General features: G+C 43.0%; 19 protein-coding genes. 16 read left to right on the top strand and 3 right to left on the bottom strand.

The features are described from left to right. Nucleotides 1-79: 79 nt before the first annotated feature. Nucleotides 80-1492 (bottom strand): Gfo/Idh/MocA family protein, encoded by a 1413-nt coding sequence (locus tag L0B18_RS00695; protein ID WP_234567179.1) that lies wholly within the window; start codon nt 1490-1492, stop codon nt 80-82. A gap of 312 nt (nt 1493-1804) precedes the next feature. Here L0B18_RS00695 and L0B18_RS00690 point away from each other — a divergent pair, with 312 nt between their 5' ends. Together L0B18_RS00690 and ggt are read left to right on the top strand one after the other, a co-directional pair. Beyond that, complete coding sequence (locus L0B18_RS00690; RefSeq protein ID WP_234567178.1) at nt 1805-3028, top strand: DUF6051 family protein; 1224 nt, start codon at nt 1805-1807, stop codon at nt 3026-3028. Between the two features lie 26 nt (nt 3029-3054). Further along, nucleotides 3055-4596 carry a gamma-glutamyltransferase gene (ggt, locus tag L0B18_RS00685; protein ID WP_234567177.1) on the top strand — a complete coding sequence of 514 codons (1542 nt, stop codon included), beginning with the start codon at nt 3055-3057 and terminating at the stop codon, nt 4594-4596. A 24-nt stretch (nt 4597-4620) separates the two neighbouring features. On the opposite strand, the gene L0B18_RS00680 is transcribed toward ggt, so the two are convergent. Next, entirely contained in the window at nt 4621-5478 is an 858-nt protein-coding gene (locus L0B18_RS00680) for a transglutaminase-like domain-containing protein (protein ID WP_234567176.1), read from the bottom strand. 281 nt (nt 5479-5759) lie between these two features. Here L0B18_RS00680 and egtB point away from each other — a divergent pair, with 281 nt between their 5' ends. The 9 genes from egtB to L0B18_RS00635 all read left to right on the top strand — a co-directional run bounded on the left by egtB (nt 5760) and on the right by L0B18_RS00635 (nt 15235). Continuing rightward, complete coding sequence (egtB, locus tag L0B18_RS00675; protein ID WP_234567175.1) at nt 5760-7064, top strand: ergothioneine biosynthesis protein EgtB; 1305 nt, start codon at nt 5760-5762, stop codon at nt 7062-7064. 46 nt (nt 7065-7110) lie between these two features. Continuing rightward, nucleotides 7111-8046, top strand: coding sequence for an L-histidine N(alpha)-methyltransferase (gene egtD / locus L0B18_RS00670; RefSeq protein WP_234567173.1), 936 nt, complete (start codon nt 7111-7113; stop codon nt 8044-8046). A gap of 134 nt (nt 8047-8180) precedes the next feature. Then, nucleotides 8181-10133, top strand: coding sequence for a CBS domain-containing protein (locus L0B18_RS00665; protein ID WP_234567172.1), 1953 nt, complete (start codon nt 8181-8183; stop codon nt 10131-10133). Nucleotides 10134-10149: 16 nt separating this feature from the next. After that, entirely contained in the window at nt 10150-12051 is a 1902-nt protein-coding gene (locus L0B18_RS00660) for a CBS domain-containing protein (RefSeq protein WP_234567171.1), read from the top strand. Next, entirely contained in the window at nt 12038-13195 is a 1158-nt protein-coding gene (locus L0B18_RS00655) for a succinylglutamate desuccinylase/aspartoacylase family protein (protein WP_234567170.1), read from the top strand. The genes L0B18_RS00660 and L0B18_RS00655 overlap by 14 nt, the downstream gene beginning before the upstream one ends. Nucleotides 13196-13233: 38 nt before the next feature. Next, the gene (scpB, locus tag L0B18_RS00650) at nt 13234-13941 is read left to right on the top strand and encodes an SMC-Scp complex subunit ScpB (protein ID WP_234567169.1); all 708 of its coding nucleotides are present in this window, start codon (nt 13234-13236) and stop codon (nt 13939-13941) included. 41 nt (nt 13942-13982) lie between these two features. Then, nucleotides 13983-14354 (top strand): hypothetical protein, encoded by a 372-nt coding sequence (locus L0B18_RS00645; protein ID WP_234567168.1) that lies wholly within the window; start codon nt 13983-13985, stop codon nt 14352-14354. Between the two features lie 103 nt (nt 14355-14457). Further along, nucleotides 14458-14916 carry a MerC domain-containing protein gene (locus tag L0B18_RS00640; protein WP_234567167.1) on the top strand — a complete coding sequence of 153 codons (459 nt, stop codon included), beginning with the start codon at nt 14458-14460 and terminating at the stop codon, nt 14914-14916. Continuing rightward, nucleotides 14903-15235, top strand: a complete 333-nt coding sequence (locus tag L0B18_RS00635) for a hypothetical protein (protein WP_234567166.1) — start codon at nt 14903-14905, stop codon at nt 15233-15235. Before L0B18_RS00640 ends, L0B18_RS00635 begins: the two co-directional genes overlap by 14 nt. Before the next feature lie 93 nt (nt 15236-15328). Here the strand turns inward: L0B18_RS00635 and L0B18_RS00630 are convergent, their stop codons facing one another. Continuing rightward, the gene (locus tag L0B18_RS00630) at nt 15329-15940 is read right to left on the bottom strand and encodes an IS1595 family transposase (protein ID WP_234567165.1); all 612 of its coding nucleotides are present in this window, start codon (nt 15938-15940) and stop codon (nt 15329-15331) included. A gap of 179 nt (nt 15941-16119) precedes the next feature. On the opposite strand from L0B18_RS00630, the gene L0B18_RS00625 reads away from it, so the two are divergent. The 5 genes from L0B18_RS00625 (at nt 16120) to L0B18_RS00605 (ending at nt 22423) form a co-directional block, all read left to right on the top strand. Beyond that, the gene (locus L0B18_RS00625) at nt 16120-18402 is read left to right on the top strand and encodes a TonB-dependent receptor (protein ID WP_234567164.1); all 2283 of its coding nucleotides are present in this window, start codon (nt 16120-16122) and stop codon (nt 18400-18402) included. Nucleotides 18403-18460: 58 nt separating this feature from the next. Beyond that, nucleotides 18461-19102, top strand: a complete 642-nt coding sequence (locus tag L0B18_RS00620) for an HmuY family protein (RefSeq protein WP_234567163.1) — start codon at nt 18461-18463, stop codon at nt 19100-19102. 93 nt (nt 19103-19195) lie between these two features. Then, entirely contained in the window at nt 19196-20269 is a 1074-nt protein-coding gene (locus tag L0B18_RS00615) for a hemin-degrading factor (protein ID WP_234567162.1), read from the top strand. Then, complete coding sequence (locus L0B18_RS00610) at nt 20266-21207, top strand: heme/hemin ABC transporter substrate-binding protein (RefSeq protein ID WP_234567160.1); 942 nt, start codon at nt 20266-20268, stop codon at nt 21205-21207. The genes L0B18_RS00615 and L0B18_RS00610 overlap by 4 nt, the downstream gene beginning before the upstream one ends. A 121-nt stretch (nt 21208-21328) precedes the next feature. After that, the gene (locus tag L0B18_RS00605) at nt 21329-22423 is read left to right on the top strand and encodes a FecCD family ABC transporter permease (RefSeq protein ID WP_234567159.1); all 1095 of its coding nucleotides are present in this window, start codon (nt 21329-21331) and stop codon (nt 22421-22423) included. Nucleotides 22424-22454 lie beyond the last annotated feature (31 nt).

The raw sequence follows: 22454 nt of genomic DNA, 5'->3' as shown, positions 1-22454 counted from the left end.
ACTTCATTTCGAGGAAAAGTCACCTCAAAATTGCCCCGAAGGGATGCCTTTGGTGCGCTCAATATGACGTATTCATTTTTTACAACGTGTAAGGATTCCGGTATTCGTAATGCGTTAATCGATGATTTTCAGCTTCCTTATCGTCGATAAACTTCCTTACGGCGGGGTTCCATTTGACGGGCCGTTCAAGCTCGGTAGCAATATTCCCCAGACAACAAGTAATAGCCGTACTGGCTCCAACTTCTACCGGTGCGATTGGGGTTTCTCGCGACCGTACACAATCGATAAAGTTTTGCATGTGAGGAGAGCTGATTTCAAAGCTTCCGCCACCTGCATCTCTGGCTGCCTGCATCCGTTCGAACATAGCTCTTCGTTCTTCCGGAGTCATTTGTCGTGGACGGTTACCAGCAAGTTCTTCAGGTATAAGATCCTCTTTGGAGCATCCGAGATATCCTCGTCCCACTTCGATCCACCCGTCCGTACCAAAGAATTTAATTCCCTGGGAGTTGGGCATATCTTCGAGGTATGGTTGTTCGGTCATTTCTATTCCATTCAAATATTTGAATGTTAAATACTCCTGGCCGTTGTATCCTTTGGGAATCACTTCAGAAGGCCCTGATCCGTCCATTCCCATTGCGGCTTGGGCAATGTCAAACATATGAGCTCCCCAGTCGGCGGTATATCCATTACCGGTTTCGCGGTACCAGCGCCATGCCCCCCATAATTGTTCTCTTTCCGGAGGATCAATGGAAATGGGAGGACACAAATCGGAATGGTAATGGAAGGTATCATCATGAAGCGGACCAACCCATTTGTTCCAATTCAAATTTGCCGGAACCTGTTCTTCAGGAAGATCAAAAGGAGCTGGCGGATCGCCAACTTTGGCATATATTTTCTCAATATGCCCGATAGCTCCCGTCTGTACCAGTTCAATAGCTTTTTGAAATTCACCACTGGACCTTTGCTGGCTGCCTACCTGAACAACCCGTTTCGTATCTCTGGCAACTCGTTCAATTTTCATTGCTTCCTTAATTGTAAAAGACAACGGCTTCTGAACATATACATCTTTTCCAGACTGGCAGGCATGTATGGTATTCAAGGCATGCCAATGGTCGGGGGTTGCTATGGCAATAGCATCAATATCCGTACGCTCAAGCAGCTCCTCGTAATGTTCGTAGGTATCACATCTCTGAGGCATACCTTTTGATGCCTGCCATTCTTCAACCCTTCTTTTGAAACGGGTTTGCTTCATACTATCCACATCGCAACCAGCGACGACCTGAACGCCGGGTACGCCGGCAAATCCTCCGAAATCATTCAAACCTTGTTGACCACATCCAATAAATCCAACAACTACACGGTCACTTGGAGGGATATGAGATTTGCCAAATACAGAGCTCGGCAAAATGGTGAGGCCGGTAAGGCCCAAGGCAGACATTCCAACAAACTCGCGCCTGCTGATTCCACTATTGGTTTTCTGTTTTTTATCCATAACATGTGTTTTTATTCCTATTCAAACTGGATTATTATAATTTATTATTTGTAAAGAGACCAGAAACAGAGCATTATTTTTGCAAATTGTAACAATAGAAAAACGCAAAAAGAAATATCATTGAAAAAGCCTTTTGTGATTGTCTGAGGTATATAAATATCGCCCATTAAACAGGAAACGGGCCGGCCTTCATACTCACTACTTGTTTAATTCGTAGATAGAGTTTGCTTCTTGAAATCATTCTGATTGCTGATTTACAAAGCATTCATCAAGATTCCTTACTTTTCCTCAATTGATGTTGAAGTATCTGTTATGAATTATATTGAATCGTATAACCAACTTCGGAAAGTGTTCTCTTCTGTTGATTCAGAAACCGAATACGAAAATTATTCCATTCACAAACTTTGGTTTCAATCCGGGTATTATGATTTGCTGCCCGGCAACCGGGAATACCATTGCGAACAGCATAACAAGGATTTTGATCATATCTTCAATTATTACAACGATGTAGGGACGATACAGGATGACGTACATCAGGAAGACTTTTTAGTTGAGGAAAATCGGGACTTTGCCTATTTCATTCTTAAACCGAAGAACTCCGGCCCCATCTCTAAAGTCACTTTTCTCTTCCATGGATTTAACGAAAAGAATTGGGATAAATATTTATCCTGGGGACAAGCCGTTTGTGAAAGAACCGGAAGCGCAGTTGTCTTTTTCCCAATTGCATTTCATATGCAACGCGCCCCAGAGCACTGGAGTAATCTCCGGAAGATGTATCAACTGTGTGAGAAGAGGAAAAAAAGGTTTCCCAACATTTTAAAATCTACGTTATCCAATGTGGCCATCAGTATGCGATTGCAGTCAATGCCACAGCGATTTATCTGGTCGGGGTTGCAAACCTATTTTGATGTGATTCAGTTTATGGAGGAGTGCAAAAGAGGCGAGCATTCCCTGATTGACAAGAATGCCACATTCGATATTTTTGCTTTTTCAATCGGTGGGCTTTTGGCTGAGATTCTTAAACTCTCCAATTATCAAAATTACTTCAGTGATTCAAAAGTCTGTCTTTTTTGCAGCGGCACGGTTTTTAACCGACTGTCTCCGGTATCAAAATTTATATTAGACAGCGAAGCTAGTGTAGCTCTTTATTCATATCTGGTAGAACATTTTGATAGTTTTTTGAGCAGAGATGCTCATCTTCGTCACTACATCAAAGAAGATCATTTTGAAGGAAAGATTTTCCATTCCATGCTGGAATACCAAAAAATGCGCGATTTTCGGGAAGCACAGTTTAAAAAAATAGAGGACCAGGTGTATGCCATTCCCCTGAAACAGGATACCGTTATTCCTTCTTTTGAGGTGGTCAATACACTTCAAGGGGCTTTTAGAAATATTAACATTCCAGTGGATGAGATGGATTTCGATTATAAATATATTCATGAAAACCCGTTCCCGGTGGACCATAAGGAACCCCAAAAAATAAATAATGCCTTCAACCGGGTTTTTGATAAAGCAGGTGCTTTCTTGGCGAGCTGACTTTATAATTGTGAACAAACCAGTAAATGAATCAGCATAAAGGAGCGGTTTCGGCAGGGCATCAAGCCACGGCAGAAGCGGCAGCACAAATTTTAGAAGATGGCGGAAATGCATTTGATGCAGTTGTCGCTGCGCATCTGACCGCTTGTGTGGCAGAGCCGGTTCTCGCTTCTTTTGCCGGCGGCGGATTTTTATTGGCTGAAACGGCAGACGGCAATCAAACGGCTTATGATTTCTTCGTTCAGACTCCTAAAAAAATCAAAGAAAAATCTGGACTGAACTTTTTTCCTATTGCTGCAGATTTTGGATATGCGGTCCAGGAATTTCATATCGGTCCGGGTTCAGCCGCTACTCCCGGAACGGTTAAGGGACTTTTCAGGATTCATGAAGATCTTTGTACCATGCCGTTTTCCAGACTTGCAGAGCACGCTGTTGAGCTGGCAAGAAATGGAATCGAGATGAATGCGTTCCAGGCCGGCGCTCTTGAAATAACAGAACCCATTTATTTTTCGAATGACGAAGCCGCCAGCATTTTCCGAAGCCATGAAAATAAAGAGTCGCTCATACGGAAAGGTGAATGGTTGAAGCAGCCGTATTTAGCAGAATTTATTGGACAACTTGCTCAGGAAGGAGACTCTTTTTTTTATGAAGGGGAAGTTGCAAAAAAGATCTGCAAACTTTGCAGAGAAGAGGGAGGACACCTCACTCAAGAAGACCTTGGGAATTACGATGTAGTGATGCGGAATCCGCTTCATCTTAGATATCGTGATGCATCGTTGGCCATTAATCCGCCGCCAAGCTCGGGAGGATTATTAATTGCATTTGCCTTAAAACTGATGGAAACGTTGGAGAAGGAATCCATCCGAACAAATCCGGATTTGCTCGTGTATGTTCAGGAGCTGACAAACCGGGCAAGGATTGAAAATCTTATCGAAAACCGGGATTCACAAGAGATCGATGGATTATTGCATGACCCGTTTCTGGAGATGTACAAAAACCAGATAAAAGACAGAATGCAAGCTTCGCGCGGAACGACTCAAATTAGTGTGATGGATTCAAAAGGAAACATGGCGAGCCTTACAACAAGCAATGGTTCAGGCAGTGGCGTGATGATTCCCGGAACCGGAGTCATGTTAAACAATATGCTTGGCGAAGAGGATCTCAATCCCCACGGATTTTACAATTGGCCTGAAAATCAAAGAATCAGTTCCATGATGGCGCCGGCCATTTTGCGTCATGCTGATGGAACAAAAGTTGTGCTGGGGTCGGGTGGATCGAACCGGATTCGGACGGCCATTCTCCAGGTTTTGTTAAACTTGTTGGATAATGATATGAGTTTGGCCGAAGCGATTGAAGCCCCGCGAATTCATTTTGAGAATGATTTTCTAAATATAGAAACAGGGTTTGCAACCGGGGTTGCCGAGTCTTTGAAAAAGAAATATCCTCATCATAAAATCTGGGAGAAAGGGAATCTGTTTTTCGGCGGGGTTCATGCCGTTTCGGGAAAGGATGGGAACTTTACAGGTTTTGGAGATCCAAGACGGGGTGGGACTTCAATTATTGTGTAAAGTGTCCTAATGAGTGCTTTTGTTTTACCTTTTCAATTCTGCTATTTGAAGCAGCCTGCGGAGGTCGGCCACACGTTTTTCATCCTGCACTTTGGCATAACTGTGAATCAGATTACGGATACAGCGAATTAAAATATCGGCTTCGTCCGCTTTCTGAAGGTGTTCCGGTTTAGGATTGATCCCATTTTTCTTAAGGAAATAGCAGCATTGATTATACGAAACAAGTGTGCCGCCATCGAATGGATCAATCAGGATTTCCTGGTTATGTGTCTCATACATCAACATAAAGTGAATCGGCATGTTCACACCATAAAAAGGTAAATCAAGCCGGTGTGCCAAAAGCATTACCACACAACTCAGCATAATCGGGAGCCCCTTTCGGCGGTCAATTACCCGATCGAGATAGGCATTATCCGGATTGTGATAATCCTTGGAATCGCCCCGGAACCGCAAATCGCGAAAAACAAATTGCAGCATGATCTGCATTTTTTCGCTGATAGAGGGCGTATAGGCAATATCACTCCCGATTTGAGCAGATAAATTGTCAAGTTTCTTTCTGTACTCTTCAATCCGGAGCGTTGGATTTCCGAATTTGCATAGCGTAAAAAGAGCGCCTTCAAGTTGTTTGCGATCATGGACTCCCATCTCAACAATCTCAGCAAACTCTTCAATAACGGTTCCTGCCGTAATATTATAAATGATGTTGTTAATGGTTTGCTTTTGGGAATCTTTTACCGATTCCGACCGAAACTGGTCTAAAAGTGGAACGGCATGCTCTCCAAGTTCTTTGAAGCGTTTTTTTACACCGGTTTGAACTTCAGGATCGGGGTCATCCAAAAGATAAATTAAAGATTCGATTTCGCGTTTATTCGATTCGTTCATCTGTAGATATTTTTATCGTTCAATCAATGCCAGAACAGAATACGAACCCATAATATTCCAACCGGACTGAAGCCTACAATGTTTGCAAATGGCGAAAGGTTCCTTCGTAGTAAATGTTTAAAGGAAAATTTAAAAGATTTAAGAAGGGCAGTAAAGAGAAAAGTTTGAACATTTTGTGATTAATGAAGTTTAACAGATCAACAAGAGATAGATTGTGAAATGATGATCCGTTTATTTTCATTTTAAAAAGTAGACGATTAAGAATAAACACCGGAGATATTATGAGTCCGCTAACCAGAAAAGCAAAGGTTACTGAAGAATTTGAGTTTGAAAAAAAGAAAATCAAGCATAGGTACGATGAAGTAAGGGAAGCAACCGAAAAACTCACAATTCCCCTGGAAATTGAAGATTTTGTGATCCAGGCGATGGAAAACGCAAGCCCGACAAAGTGGCACCTGGCGCATACAAGCTGGTTTTTTGAGACTTTTATTCTGGACAAAGCAATTGAGGGTTTCGATTCTCTGCACCCGCAATACAGTTATATTTTTAATTCGTATTACGTACAAACGGGAGATCCGCACTGCCGCGATAAGCGAGGAAACCTATCTCGCCCTACCGTTAAAAAAGTGTTTGAGTATCGACAGTATATCGACAAAAAAATGCATCAGTTTATCGATGGTTTGTCTGAAGATGCATTTGATGAATGGCTTCCGCTTATAGAAGTTGGGCTGAATCATGAACAGCAGCATCAGGAATTAATGCTGACCGACCTGAAATATATGCTGGGCCAGAATCCGCTCTACCCGATTTATACAGAAACCCGGCGACCTGAGATTGAATCAGTTGAAGAAATTCGCTGGATGGAGTTTGAGGAAGGCGTTTATTCTGTAGGCCACAAAGGCGGAGAGTTTGGGTTTGACAATGAATTTCCATCTCATAAAACCTACATCCAGAACTTCAAAATGGCCGACCGGCTGGTAACCAATGGAGAGTTTATCGAGTTTATTGAAGATGGCGGATATCAAAACCCCAAATGGTGGCTGGATGAAGGATTCGCAACCATCGAGAAAGAAGAATGGGAGTGGCCGCTTTATTGGGTGCAGCGCGATGGTGAATGGTATCACTTTACACTCAGCGGATTAGAAAAACTGGATCCCAATGAACCGGTTTGTCATGTTAGTTATTTTGAAGCGGATGCTTATGCCCGATGGGCGGGCTGCCGTTTACCAACCGAGCAGGAATGGGAAGTTGCAGCGAAACAGGTCCCAAAGGAAGGGCATTTTGTTGAAGGAGGTCATTATCATCCTGCCGCTGTAGAAAATGATAACAACGGATTGAAACAGATGTTTGGCGATGTGTGGCAGTGGACCCAAAGTTCTTATTCGCCATATCCGGGCTTTAAACCCTTTCCCGGAAAACTTGGTGAGTACAATGGAAAATTTATGGTGAACCAGTATGTTCTTCGGGGAGGTTCGTGTGCCACGCCAAAATCACATTTCAGGAAAACGTACCGGAACTTTTTTCATACGGATGCACGCTGGCAATTTACCGGGATTCGTTTGGCTAAAGACGTGAATTCCGAATGAGAAAGTTTATCAGGAGAAATCATCAGTAGAAAGAAAAATAAAAAGAATGGAAAAAACGGTTTCAGCCTTTGAGGAAGATGTTCTTGAAGGGCTTAAAAAAGATCAAAAAAGTCTACCCAGTAAGTATTTTTATGACGATCGGGGATCCGGGCTCTTTGAGAAAATTTCTAACCTTGACGAGTATTACCTGACTCAAGCCGAGTTAGAAATCCTTCAGAAGAATTCCGGTGAAATTTCCCAAACCATTGGTCCAAACAGTCTGATTATAGAATTTGGAAGTGGCAGCAGCAGAAAAACAAGACTGTTATTAAAAGAGCTGAATGATATTGCCGGGTATGTACCCGTAGATATTTCGCGGGATTTCTTATTCGAAGAAGCGGAAAAATTGCGCAGTGAATTTCCGGATCTGAAAATTACGCCAATCGCTGCGGATTATACCAAGCCGTTTGAAATAGCAGTAAATGGATATGCGAACAAACGCGTGATTTTTTTCCCCGGCTCTACCATTGGGAATTTTACGCCCGATCAGGCCAGGGATTTTCTGTTTCAGTCTACGGATCTTCTTGCGGAAAACGGAGGCTTGCTGATTGGAGTCGACCTCAAAAAAGATCCCGATGTATTAAATAAAGCCTATAACGACAGCAAGGGAATTACGGCAGAATTTAATCTCAATCTTTTGAGGCGAATCAATAGAGAATTGGAAGGGAACTTTGAGGTGGAGAAATTTCGGCACCGGGCATTCTATAATGAAACCGAAGGCAGGATGGAAATGTATTTGATGAGCCTCGATAATCAGTCAGTGACTCTTTCGGCTTCGGGTGAAAAAATTGATTTCAGAAAAGGAGAGATGATTCACACAGAAAACTCCTACAAATATTCGGTTGATGAATTTGAAGAACTGATTTCTGAAAAATTCTACCTCAGAAAAACCTGGCTGGATTCGAAGAAGCGGTTTAGTGTTCACTATTTTGAGAAGAAGTAAGTTTTATTCTGATAAAATTAGCTTTAAGGGTAAATAATCCCCGTTTCCGAGTTTGATACGTTTCAGTTAAATTGCTATTAATAGAACTGATACAAGTCCGGGTACCGAATCGCAATATCTGAATCCAATCGCCTATGGGTGTAGAAACCGTAAAACTTGCTGAGAACCGAGAACAAACCCAGGAGTTTATCAAGTACCTGTTGAAGGATATCCGGGCGATGGAGAGAATGCTGGAAAGTGATCTGTTTGAGAAGGATACCATTCGGATCGGGGCGGAACAGGAGCTTTGCCTTGTGGATAAATATGCCAAACCGGCTCCTATTTCAATGGAATTGTTGGAGGCTCTCAATGACGAAAATTTCACAACAGAGCTTGCAAAGTTTAATCTGGAGACCAACCTTGAGCCGCTCACATTTGAAGGTAAATGCCTCTCTAAAATGGAGGAAAATATTCTTCATCAGCTTGATAAAGTTCGCCGAACCATCCGGCAATTTGACGGCGATATTGTTTTAACAGGTGTTCTTCCAACCATTCGGAAATCGGATCTCGATATCGAAAATCTTACGCCTTTGCCGAGATATAAAGCCCTTTGTGCAGCGATTAACAAACTTCGGGGTGATGAGTACGACCTTCGCATTCAGGGAATGGACGAGCTTTTGATGCGGTTTGATACGCCTTTGCTGGAAGCCTGCAACACCGGATTCCAGGTTCATATCCAAGTCACGCCGGAAGAATTTGTGAAGAAATATAATCTTGCCCAGGCCATCACAGGGCCCGTTCTGGCAAGTGCCGTAAATTCGCCTCTCCTCTTTGGGAAACGGCTCTGGGCAGAAACACGAGTTGCACTTTTCCATCAATCGGTGGATACCCGGAAAGTGGGCGATCACCTGAGGGAAAGCAGTCCACGGGTCACCTTTGGAAACGAGTGGCTGAAAGACAGTATCCTCGAAATTTACAAGGAAGATATTGCGCGATATCGCGTGATGCTCAGTTCGAACATCACCGAGGAAGTAGATGAAATTTTAGATAAGGGAGAAATTCCAAAACTGATGGCTCTCCAGGTTCATAACGGAACGGTGTACCGGTGGAATCGGCCGTGTTATGGCGTCAGTAATGGGGTTCCGCATTTACGAATTGAGAACAGGATTTTTCCCTCCGGTCCAACTGTGACAGATGAAATTGCAAATGCTTCATTCTGGCTGGGTTTGCTAAACGGTATGGATGAAGAGTACGAAGATATCACTGAAAGCCTGGATTTTGATGATGCACGAATGAATTTCTTTGCGGCATCCAAACTGGGTCTGGATACGAAATTTAAGTGGGTGAATGACAAGCGGTTCACGGCTGTGGATCTCATCACAAATGAGTTGCTGCCACTCGCCCGAAAAGGATTGGAAAAAGCAGGAGTTGATAAGGGAGATATTACCAGTTACCTCGATATTATTGAGGAACGGACGGAAGCCGCTCAAACCGGAAGCTATTGGATGGTGAAATCATACAACTCACTTACGAAAGATATCAGTCGTGAGCAGGCTTTGACGGCCGTAACCAATGCCATGATCAAAAATCAGAAAAAGGGAGAACCGGCCCATAAATGGGGGCTGGCAAAACTGGATGATATGGAAATGTGGCAGCCGTCCAGCCTGTTGGTGGAGGAATTCATGACGACCGATCTGTTTACCGTTCAGAAGGATGATATCATCGAGTTGGTAGCGAATCTGTTTGAATGGAGACGAATCCGGTATGTGCCTGTCGAGGACGACAGCAAGCATCTTGTGGGGCTGATAACCATGCGAATGATTTTCAGGGAGTTTAATGATATTCTGCATAACAAAGGCTCTTCAAGTAAATCGGTGGAAGAAATTATGATCAAAAATCCGATTACGATTCATCCCGAAGCATCCATTTTGGAAGCGATAGATATTATGGACGGCCAGCGGATCGGGTGCCTTCCGGTTGTAAAGAATAACCGGCTGGTGGGTATCATTACGGAACAAAACTATATGACCATTACTTCAAGATTGTTGAGACGTTTGCACAGTGATAATGACAAAAACAAGACGGACTCTGACAATCCGGAAAAGTAGGTAGGTTGGAGAAACTATGGGCCAGCAAAAACTCTCTATTGCCAAAGAACCGGAGTCCCGGAAGCTCTTCTTAAAACATCTTTTGCACGATGTTGAAGCGATTGATCAAATGCTTCAGAATGGCCAGATCGAATCCGGGATTAGCCGGATCGGGGCGGAACAGGAATTCTGCCTGGTGGATAAGTACTTCAAACCGTCCATGAATGCCCTGGAGATTTTAGAGAAAGTAGACGATCCTCATTTCACGCCGGAACTGGCAAAGTACAATTTGGAGATCAATTTGGATCCCATGGAATTGAAGGGAGATTGTTTTTCAAAAATGCAATCTCAACTCGTGAGTTTGCTGGGAAAGGCAGAAGATGCGGCAAACCGGCTTGACGAAAGAATCATCCTGACAGGTATTTTGCCGTCTATTGATTTTCGGGCCGTGCAAATGGAATACATGACTCCAAAACCGCGGTATGCCGCTCTCGCCGATATTATGTCGGAATTGCGGGGAGAGGATTTTGAATTGAATATCACAGGTGTGGATGAGTTAATTCTCACGCATAACAACATTCTCTTTGAAGCCTGCAACACCAGTTTTCAGTGCCACTACCAGGTTGAGCCGGATGAGTTTACAGATATGTATAATTGGGCACAAATGTTGTCGGGGCCGGTGTTGTCTGTAGCGTGTAATTCGCCGTTGCTGATCGGGAAACAACTCTGGGCTGAAACGCGAATTCCTCTCTTTCAACAAAGTATCGATACACGGGGAAAAGGATATCATTTGAGAGAACGGGAACAGCGTGTAACCTTTGGAAACCGGTGGATAAAAAGTGTCTCAGACGTTTATAAAAATGATATTGCCCGCCACACGCTTTTATTCCTCACCGATATTGAGCATGATTCATTGGATACGCTGAAGAATGGAAAGATCCCTAACCTGAAAGCCCTGCAACTCCATAACGGCACTGTTTATAAATGGAATCGGCCGTGCTATGGAGTTCTTGACGGTGTTCCGCATCTTCGTATCGAAAATCGCTATTTACCTTCGGGACCCACGGTTCAGGATGAGATCGCAAATTTTGCCTTTTGGATTGGGTTAATGTGCAACATTCCCGAGAAATACAAGAATATCTGGGAGCGCATCAATTTTGATGAAGTGAAGGAAAATTTCTACAAAGCTGCCATGTGGGGCATTCAAAGCGGAATGGTTTGGGATGGTAAATTAATGTCGGCAAGAAGACTGATTCTCGAAGTTTTAATTCCGATGGCAAGAGAAGGGCTCGAAAAGAAAGGAATCAATCAGAGTGATATCGACAAAAACCTGGATATCATTCGGGGGCGGGCAGAAAATCATGCTACAGGTTCCCGTTGGATTGTGGAGAGTTATCGAAAGTTGAGAGAAAATCTCACCAGGGAAGAATCCACGGTGGCCTTAACGGCAATTATGCATTACAGAAAACTGACAGGGAAACCTGTGCATGAATGGGGTGTGGCAAAAATCAGCGAAGCCGAAAAGCTGGAAATGCAGTATGATATTGTAAGTAATATCATGACTACAAATCTTGTTACGGTTCAGGAAAATGATATCGCCGAATTGGTTCTGAAAGTTATGGATTGGCGGAATATTCATCATTTGCCGGTGGAAGACAGCCATGGAAAACTAAAAGGAATTATTACAAAGAACCGGCTGGTTCGTTATCTTAACAACCCTGATAAAGACGGCCTCGCAACGGCGGCTGATGTGATGGACACCGACCCGGTTACCATCGGCCCGAATGACGATATCAAGTACGCCATGCTGTTAATGATTGATAAAGGAGTGAGTTGTCTTCCTGTGGTTGAAAAAAATGAATTGATTGGCATTATTACAGATAAGGATACACAGGATATCTGGAATAAGATGAAGAAGAATACGGATGCAAAAAACTGAGCCAAAGCAACAACAGGAAAAGAAAGTAGAAAGAATACGGTGGTCAAAGTCTGGTAATAAAAAGGGTCCTGTACTTGTCTTATTTGTTGGAATTCACGGAAATGAACCGGCCGGCATGTATGCGGTTGACCGGATAGCGAAGAGATTGTCAGGGGATGATGAGCCGATTAATGGCACTGTGTATGCGGTTACCGGGAATATTGAAGCGGTTAAACTTGGCATTCGTTTTCTGGATACAGATCTGAACCGGTTATGGGAGCGATTTAATACCAGCCAGGATTTTTCCATTCGGCGCGCAGAAAACAGGCCGGCGGAATATTTGGAAAGCCTTGAGATCAAAAAAACGGTGGATCACATTATTGATACCCACTCCGGCACCTCCAGTGATTTTGTATTTATTGATCTGCATACAACTTCTTCTCAAAGCTGCGGTTTTATTCTTTTGAATGACACTCTCGAAAACCGCGATTTAGCAAAAGGTTTTCCTGTGCCGCAAATTTTGGGGATTGAAGAAAATATCCAGGGAACACTTTTAAGCTATATCAATAATCTTGGGTTTAAAGCCATCGGGTTTGAAGCCGGTGCTCATAATGCAGAAGTATCTGTAATAAGGAGTGAAGCTTTTTTGTGGCTGGTTTTGGATAAACTTGGCATTTATGAATTGTCTGAGGAAAACAGAATCAGAAACAGAGAACTCTTAAAAACAGAAAATGGTGTTCCGGCAACCTATTATGAAATTGTTCATCATAAAATTGTAGATGATCCCCAGAGATTTGAGATGCTCGATGGATTTCAAAATTTTGACCAGATTGAAAAAGATATGCCCCTGGCTTATGAACACGGAAATTTGATCAAAGCTCCGAGATCAGGCAGAATTTTTATGCCGCTTTATCAAAAAGTTGGCAACGACGGATTTCTGATAGTCCGTAAAGTTTCTGCATTCTGGCTGACATTATCGGGGTATTTAAGAAAGAGCTTTTTTCATACATTATTAAAATACCTGCCGGGTGTTACTCAGGTTGGTGAACACAGTTATGAGGTGAACCTGAATGTAGCCCGTTTTCTTGTAAAAGATATTTTTCACCTGTTGGGATACAGGGTTACCCAAAAAGACGAGGATACATTAATTTGCTATCGCCGATGAATTTGGAATTAATTTTTTAACCAGTTTTTAAAACCTGAATGTTAGACTATCGTTTTGTAGACGGCACCCGCCTTACCTCGGTCATCGAGGCTCTTATTTTCTCAAGCCCGGAACCCATATCATGGGAAAAAATATCCGGTATTATCAAAGAGAGTGAAGAAGAGCTTGAACTGGATCAAAAAGTGATTCATAAAATTGTAGGCCAGCTCAATACCCGGTTTGAGGAGAACGACCTTTCCTTTCGGATTGAAGAAACCGGAGGTGGTTACACATTCGTAACGCAGCCGAGATATCATCCGTGGCTGAGTATCTTTCAGCATGAAAATGCCTACCGGAAACTTTCGCAGCCCGCCATCGAAACACTGGCGATTGTTGCGTATAGGCAGCCGATTACAAAACCGGAAGTAGACAGCATTCGTGGTGTGGATTCCGGGTATATCCTGCGGCAACTGCTTGAAAAAATGTTGATCAAGGTTTCAGGCCGTGCCGATTCTCCGGGTAAACCGTTGCTTTATAAAACCACTACCTATTTTCTGAAGCATTTTGGCATTAATTCGGTTGACGAGCTTCCAAAACCACGAGAGATTGACGAAATTTTGAAAGATGATGATATGGCTGAACATCGTCGTTTGCTTATGGAGCGGCAAATGGAACTCGAGGATGAAGAGGCCAGGGAAATTTTTGAAGGATTTGTTGAAGACAGAGAGGAAGGCAATGAGGAGAATACGGATTCCTCCGATACATAATTTTTAAACCTACCATAAACATGAACCTAATTCTTAATAATATGAAACAGAATCATATTCTTTTGATCACAACACTCCTGTTATCGGTTGTTCTAACGGCAAGCATTTCGATGATTGACGGTCTGGCAGGATCATGGGTTTTTAATGTAGAACAGACCATGCCGGAGTACAGCCAGGGAAAACTTGTATTTGAAGAATCTGAAGACGACGGTTTTACCGGCAAGATTGTTTTTGAAACTGGCAGAACCATTACCATGAACTCGGTAGAAGTAGAAGCAGATACCGTAACCTTTAAAGCTTACGTTGATGGCGGCCTGGTTACTACAGTTTGTACCCTGGAAGGGAATGAATTGAACGGATCTGTAAGAACACCGGAAGGTTCGCTGCCATTTTCTGCTACAAGGGAAGAATAAGTAGCCCAGCCGATTTATAAATCTGTCATTTTACGCCTCTTGAATAGTGTGTAAATAGTGTGTATTTTTATACACACTATAAAATGAAACTGAAGAGAATATTTTGTCAGATAAACGTTTAACTGCCTCCTTGTTTTGGGATAAGCTTGGAATAGGTATTTCCGGCGCTTGTGCCATTCATTGTTTATTGCTGCCTGTAATTGTCGCTGTACTTCCTTTATGGGGATTTGCATCGATACTGCACGATTGGCTTCACCCGATTTTCATCCTTTTAATTGCACCAACCATCTATTTTGCATCCAAACGAAGCCACTTTGACCGGAAAATTACGGGCACTCTTACTTCAGGATTTCTTTTAATTTTGATCGGTTGGGTGGCCGGCCATTTCTGGATCGGACTTTGGTTTGAGACAACACTTACCGTTTTGGGGAGCGCCGTTTTAATCACCGGACATTGGTTTAATTACCGACATCATCAATTATGTGATATAGAAAAGCATAATCATCATCCCGATATTTCCGATATTGAGGAAGAAAAACATCATTATCATGAAGCGTCTTAATTTTACACTCGACAATTCTACTGTTGATCTGCTGCAGGAGCTTGCGGATAAATTTTACAGCGGGAACAAATCACAGACAGTCAGAGCTGCGTTGGAAAGCCTGGCTTCGCACCAGGGGCACGATGGCTGGGTGATTACCGGGTACACGCCTCTCCGAATTGATCATGATGTGGCTTGCCATACCTGCGGAAATGAGCAGGCAGAAGGTAACGTACTTTTCAAACCTGTGTTTGAACGCGGCAACAGTCCAAAGGCGATTGAACATATTCCAAGTGAAGAGTGGGTGGAATGCCCGATGTGTGTGGAGAAATCGTCCTGATTTTTGATAACATAACAGCGGGCAGAAACAACCTTTTACATTTAGATAGTCATGTATTCCTTCGGTTTTTAAAGTTCCAATCTTGGAGCATGACTAAAACAACGGGTCTTTCCTGAGGATTTTTAGTAGAAGTTGGTAGAGATCTTTGTCCCGGTTATTGTATCGAAATTCGCACTCCTTTACATGATAACGGAAAGTTGAAGAATGCATTCCTTTAAATTTTGCCAGCCGTGATTTTGCATTTCCCCAGAAGCTCTCAATCCTGTTGAGTTTGGTTCGGTGTTTTAAAGAATCGGAGTTTTTTTCTCCCAAAAAATAGTGATTTCCATCATCAAGAGTGATAATCAAATCGTATCCTGATTGATTTAGAAAAGCTGGGTTATGTAAGCTATTTCCCTTAAATCCAACTCTCTTTGGGATGATTTCCGTATAAATTTTGGATTCAAGTTCTTTGATCAGAATGGAAAATTGGTCGGTGTCCTGAAGCTTATATTCAGGTATTTTTTGTTCGGTTAGGGGAGAGGATATTTCGGAATAACGAGTAATTTTTTTTCGAATTTCAGTTAGATACCGGTTTATGGTATTGCGATTTAAACCTGTTAGTTCAGCAATTTGTATAGCGGTTAAATCAATGGAAAAAAACCGTACAATTTCCCGGAATTTTGCTTCGCTAATTTTTGAACGATTTACGTACTTGTTTTTCATTAATAATCAGATATTTACCATGATTTATTTCTTTTGAAATAGTCATGTTCTATTCTTGCCTCTTTTTCTCGAAATGGAGAACCAAATATTTGAATAAAATAATTTTCTGTTTAGATTCAGTCTAAATAAATTTAGACCCTTATTTAACTACAGAACAAATAAAACGCAACTGATTTTTCATGCGAACATTTTTCCTCGTCATCATAATGATGATACTTTTTACCGGCTCAGCGGGGGCACAAATCATTCGGGGGATTGTCGTAAATAAAGACAAGGAACCTATTGAAGATGTACACATACAGGTAAGAGATCTAGAAATAACCACCGTCAGTAATACTGATGGTTTTTTTGAGATAAGCTTAAACAATAAAGCGGCGGGGAGTGAAAAAATCACCCTGATAACTTCCCGCGTTGGCTATGAATCTGCAAAGCATACATATCAACTCAGTGAAATTGAGGGCGAAACGATTTCACTTGAAATGAGGCCTTCTATTTATGAATCTGAAACGGTTGTGGTAACAGCGACCCGAACGCAGCGCGATATTGAAGAGGTTACAATCCCTGTTACTGTTGTCCCTGATCGGCAAATTCAGTCATCCGGCAGCTTGCGGCTGAGTGATATTTTAGGTGAACAAACAGGTTTACAAGTGGTTAACGATCATGGTACCGGAATCCAGGTGCAGGGTTTTGCATCAGATTACACACTTATCATGATTGACGGAAACCCGGTCATTGGAAGAACAGCCGGAACCCTGGACCTGACGAGAATTTCAGTCAGGAATGTGAAACAGATTGAAATTGTGAAGGGCCCCTCGTCTGCACTTTGGGGAAGTGATGCACTGGCTGGTGTCATTAATATTATTACAGAAAACAGCGCCGCTCCTTTTTCAGCGGGCCTCACGTCGCGTTATGGCGAAAATAATACCCTCGATTTAAGCGGAGATGTGAGCTTTAACACATCGCAATGGCAAAATGATTTATTCATCAACAGAAACAGCTCTGGCGGCTATAGCCTGAATCCGAATTCCATTTCCCAAACCGTTCCCGAATTTGAAAACTATACATTTAGTTACAATACGGATCTGGAAATTTCGGACAGGCTTATTCTTGATGCCTCTGCACGGTATTTCACAGAAACCCAGGACAATCTGAGTTCTATTAGCTCATCCGATGGCGATCAGCAAATACTGGATTCATATGCATCCCAGGATGATTTTGTAGCAAAACCCACGCTGACCTACACTCCGGTTGACCGCTTAAACTTTGACCTGAGCTGGATGACCAGTTTCTATAAAACCGTGACGGATCTGACATTCCGGGAATCGGGAGAGGTTTATGAATACACGGAGTTCAACCAATATTACAACAAGCCGGAATTGCAGGCGACTTACCGATGGACGGAGCAACACCATTCTGTACTTGGAACCGGCGTGGTTTTAGAGAGGCTGGACGCGGAGAGATATCCCAGCCAACCGAATTTTACGACTCAATTTGTATTTCTTCAGCATAGCTGGATTCCGACTCAAAAATTTGAAGTAACAGGTGGCTTTCGGTTTGATTCTCACAGTGAATACAGTTCACAGATTAGTCCGAAATTTTCAGCCCGGTTTAATCTGACGGACCGGATTCAGCTTCGTGGCTCCATCGGAAGAGGTTTTAAAGCTCCTGAATTTCGGCAGCTCTTCCTCGATTTTACCAATCCTACAGCCGGTTACAGCGTATTCGGATCAAGCACGGTTACAGAAGGAATTGAGCAATTGCAAAGTGAAGGAAACATCGCCCAGATTTTGATTCCGCTGAGTAATCTGGAGGAAATCAAAGCAGAGTCATCGTGGGCGGCCAACTTTGGTGTAGATCTGGATGTGACCGAACGCATCCGGTGGCGCATCAACCTTTTCAGAAATAATGTAACCGATTTAATTGAAACCTCCCCGATTGCGCGGAAAACCAATGGACAGTCAGTCTTTAGCTATTTCAATCTGCATGATGTGTACACACAGGGGATTGAGACAGAAGTTCGATGGACGTTGAATCCAAATTTCCAGGCATCTGTAGGATATCAATTCCTGGATGCCAGACGCCTGTTTGAAGAAGAACGAACGGTACAGGATGAACAGGGAGAAGTGGTTACACGAACATTTTCTTCCTATGAACCGATGTTCAACAGATCTAAACATTCCGGCAATGTGAAGCTTTTCTATGATAATGAAGCCGGATGGGGAGCGAGTTTACGCGGAATTTTCCGGGGCCAATACGGACTGTATGACAGCAACGGAAACAGCTATGTAGATGGCGGTGAATACGAAGATTCCTATATGCTTTGGAATGCATCGGCTTCAAAAAGGTTGTTCGAAAAATTCACCCTTCAGGCGGGCGTAGATAACCTGCTCGATCATACCGACGTCAACACACCAAATCTTCCCGGTCGATTGTGGTATCTGCAAGCCTCTGTCCGATTCTAAACCATTTTTCAGTAATACACAAAATCATATCACTAAAACAAATCACGCAAATAAACAGATGATTCAATCAATACAAACCAAACATTCATTTTTACTTTCCTTGTTAACCGTTTTTGGGCTGCTTTTCTTCAGCTCTTGCGATGACAATGGGAGCGGCTCCGACGAACCAGAACCGGAAGTTGAAGCAAATACTGTAGAAGATCTTAATGCAGATGGTCAATATGCTTTTTTCAGTCTCAGAACCGGCGAGATTGTAGATTCCGCTGACTCAGCCTCAACGGAATGGGATCTTGCATTTAATGCTACAACCATTCTAACAAATAGTGGTATAAGTGGACCGGGTTCAGGAGGAGCCATTGTTCTTGATGCATCATTCAATAGCGTTGCTATTGCACCCGCAGAGGGATATAATATTGATGAAGCAGAAATACTTGCAATACCTACCGGCACTGATAATGGGTGGTACCATTACACTGGCTTTGAAGGAACTCCTCCCCATGGAATTATTCCTTTACCTGACAAGACTATTGTAGTGAGGACTGCGGATGGCAATCATTACGCTAAAGTACAAATCCTAAGTTACTACAAGGGTAATCCCGACGTTACTAGCGAAGATTTTAATGATGAGGATAACCCCGGTAGACATTATACATTTGAATACACCATCCAACTCCAAGAAGGGGTAAGAGACTTAGAATAATTTATCCAACCCACGAGACCAGCTTCGATTTTATTCTTCCATCATTAGAAAATTGAGGCTGGTCTTTTCTTTTTTAATGAATGATACACATCCATGAATACTACAGTAGAAGAACGTTCCACATCCAATAATCTAAAAGAACGCTGGGACCAGCTAAAGGCAGATAATCCCAGGCTTAGAACCAAAAATGCGGCAGATGAACTGGGCGTTTCAGAAGCCGAGCTGGTTGCTTCTATTTGCGATGGCAAAACGGTAATCCGGCTGAAGCCTGATTGGGAGGAAATTCTTAAAGCTGTTGAATCACTGGGCGAAGTGATGGCTTTAACCCGGAACGAATCTGCGGTTCACGAAAAAACCGGAACCTATCAGAATATCTCATTTTCCGGCCACGTAGGATTGGTTTTGGATGAACAGATTGATCTTCGAGTATTTCACAAACGCTGGGGATTTGGGTTTGCTGTTCCGGTAGAAAATCCGAGGGGAACACTTTACAGCCTCCAGTTTTTTGATAAGGCGGGAACAGCTGTTCACAAGATTTATCTCAAAGAACCGGAAAGGCAGCATCTCTATCAGGCTATTGTTGAGGAATTTCGATCAGAAGATCAGTCATCAGCCATCGAGATCTCGGAGACAATCAAAAAAGATAAAACTATTTCTGCAGAAGATGTAAATAAAGAAGAATTCCTTGGTAAATGGTCGGAACTGAAAGATACTCATGATTTTTATCCACTTTTGCGAAAGTATAAAGTAGACCGAACAGATGCCCTGAAGTTGGCTGACCAGAAATTTACCTGGAAGCTTTCGAATGATGCGACACAGAAAATGCTGAATCTCGCCTCACAAAACGAAGTGCCCATTATGGTATTTGTCAGCAGTCCGGGAATGATTCAAATTCACAGTGGCCCGGTCAACCGGATAAAAGTGATGGACAACTGGTTGAATGTTCTTGATCCCGGTTTTAATCTCCACCTTCGGGAAGATCATATCGCCGAATCCTTCATTGTGGAGAAACCAACGGAAGATGGAATTGTGACTTCTCTGGAAATTTTTGATGAAGAGGGAAATGCCATCACCACATTTTTTGGAGCACGCAAACCGGGGAAACCCGAACTGGATTCCTGGAGAGCGATCACAAATCAACTGAAGCAAATGGAGGTTGGGGTATGATGAGGTTTTTAAAACTCAACGCAACTGACGGGTTCATTGTTAAGATAGTTGCTTTTCTTTTGATGCTGGTATTAGCCGTTCCGGTAGCAAATGCTCAGCAAACTATTACCGGGTCAGACGGAGTGGAAGTCACGATTGAGGATCTGTCACGGGTGATTTCCATTGGCAGCGCGGTGACGGAAACTATTTTTGCTCTTGATGCCACGAAAAATCTTATCGCCGTGGATGAATCGAGCACATATCCGACAGAAACAGAGAATTACACCAAAGTTTCCTTTACAAGAAATCTTTCGGCAGAGGGGCTGCTTTCTGTATCTCCAACAGTAATTTTGGCAAGTGCCGCTGCAGGACCAGAATCAGTTATTCAACAAATCAGAAGTACCGGCATTCCCTTTTTAAAATTGACGGCTGACGAAACGATTGAGGGAGCTTTCGAGCGGATTGAACAGCTTGGTAAAATCTTTGGAAAAGAAGAAGCCGCCGGCCAGATCATTCAAAATATTCAAAAAGATTTGGATGTAGCCGCTGCAGCCAGAGAACGAATGCCGGAAAAGCCCAAGGTTCTTTTCATCTATGCTCGAGGCGCTAACATGTTGATGGTTGCAGGGAATAACAACTCTGCAAAAACCATGATTGAACTTGCCGGAGGCGTGAATGCATTCGACTCTTTTGATGGGTACAAGCCTCTTACAGCAGAAGCTGTGGTGGAGGCGAACCCGGATGCAATTTTAATGATGAATGCCGGAATTGAAAGTGTAGGCGGTAAACAAGGTGTTTTAAAGGCTCCGGGAATCAGCTTAACCAATGCCGCCAGGAATGATCGAATTTATTCGATGGAAGGGATTTATCTTCTGAATTTTGGTCCGCGGGTGGGTCAGGCCGCACTCGATTTGATGGAAATGTTACATCCTGGAATTGAACTGACTGAGAATTTTTAAGATTAAAGGAATTCTTTTTCAAAAGTTGAAACTCAACCAGGTTGATTCAAAGGAGATAATTTGTCAACTCTTCCTAAAATCGAACCTTCTCTTTTTGCAGAGAATCCTATGAATTTTTGAAATGAGCACAATAACCCAATATTTGTCCATCTGGAAATCGGCACCACGATTTCGGCTATCGATTCTCGTGATATCCGGTCTGACCATTTTCTTACTATGGATGATTGTAATATCCGTTGGAATTGGAGCGGTTTCCATTTCACCGTTACAGGTATTGGCGATTCTTCTCGATCAAATCGGTATATCAACAAGTTGGTCATTTGAAGCTGTTCAACAGGCTATTCTTCTGAATATTCGCTTACCCCGCATTATCCTGGCCGTATTAATCGGCGCGGCACTTGCTGTTTCAGGAGCTTCCATGCAGGGACTTTTTCGAAATCCATTGGCCGATCCGGGATTGATTGGCGTGTCCAGCGGTGCCGCACTGGCAACAGCAGTAGCTATGGTGATTTTGAGTTCCATAACCTCGCCTGTTATAGATTTTCTGGGAACCGCTCTGCTGCCTCTTGCCGCATTTGTGGGAGGAACTACTGCCACAATTATGGTTTACCAGCTTTCAACAAAAAATGGAAAAACCAATGTGGCCACCATGCTCCTGGCAGGAATTGCTATCAATGCGATGGCAAATGCCATGATCGGTTTCATGATTTTTTTGGCGAATGACGACCAGCTCCGCGACCTAACTTTCTGGACCCTCGGCAGCCTTGGCGGAGCCATGTGGAGTTCCGTTTGGGTGATACTTCCATTCCTGGTGGCAGCCATGATATTTTTGCCGCGGCTATCCAGAGGATTGAACGCAATACTTCTTGGTGAATCCGAAGCAAAACACCTTGGTGTGAGAGTTGAGCGTTTGAAGAAAATGATTATCGTCTTTGTGGGATTGGTTGTTGGAGCCGCAGTTTCTGTGAGCGGTGTGATCGGTTTTGTGGGACTTGTAGTGCCACACATTTTGAGATTGTGGATCGGTCCTGACCATCGCTTTTTGATTCCCGGATCGGCCATTTTGGGCGGACTGCTTTTGTTAAGCTCAGATTTACTCGCCCGAACCATTGTAGCCCCGGCAGAGCTGCCCATAGGCGTAATTACGGCATTTATTGGAGCACCATTTTTTCTGTGGCTATTACTAAGAAACAGAGAATTCGGAGGCTATTTATAATGCCACTTTTTACTTTTGTCTTTTCACTTTT

The sequence above is a fragment of the Rhodohalobacter sp. 614A genome (genome assembly GCF_021462415.1).
Lineage (GTDB): Bacteria > Bacteroidota > Rhodothermia > Balneolales > Balneolaceae > Rhodohalobacter.
The sequence above is the reverse complement of the archived record's forward strand: the minus strand, read 5'-3'. Positions and strand labels throughout refer to the sequence as shown.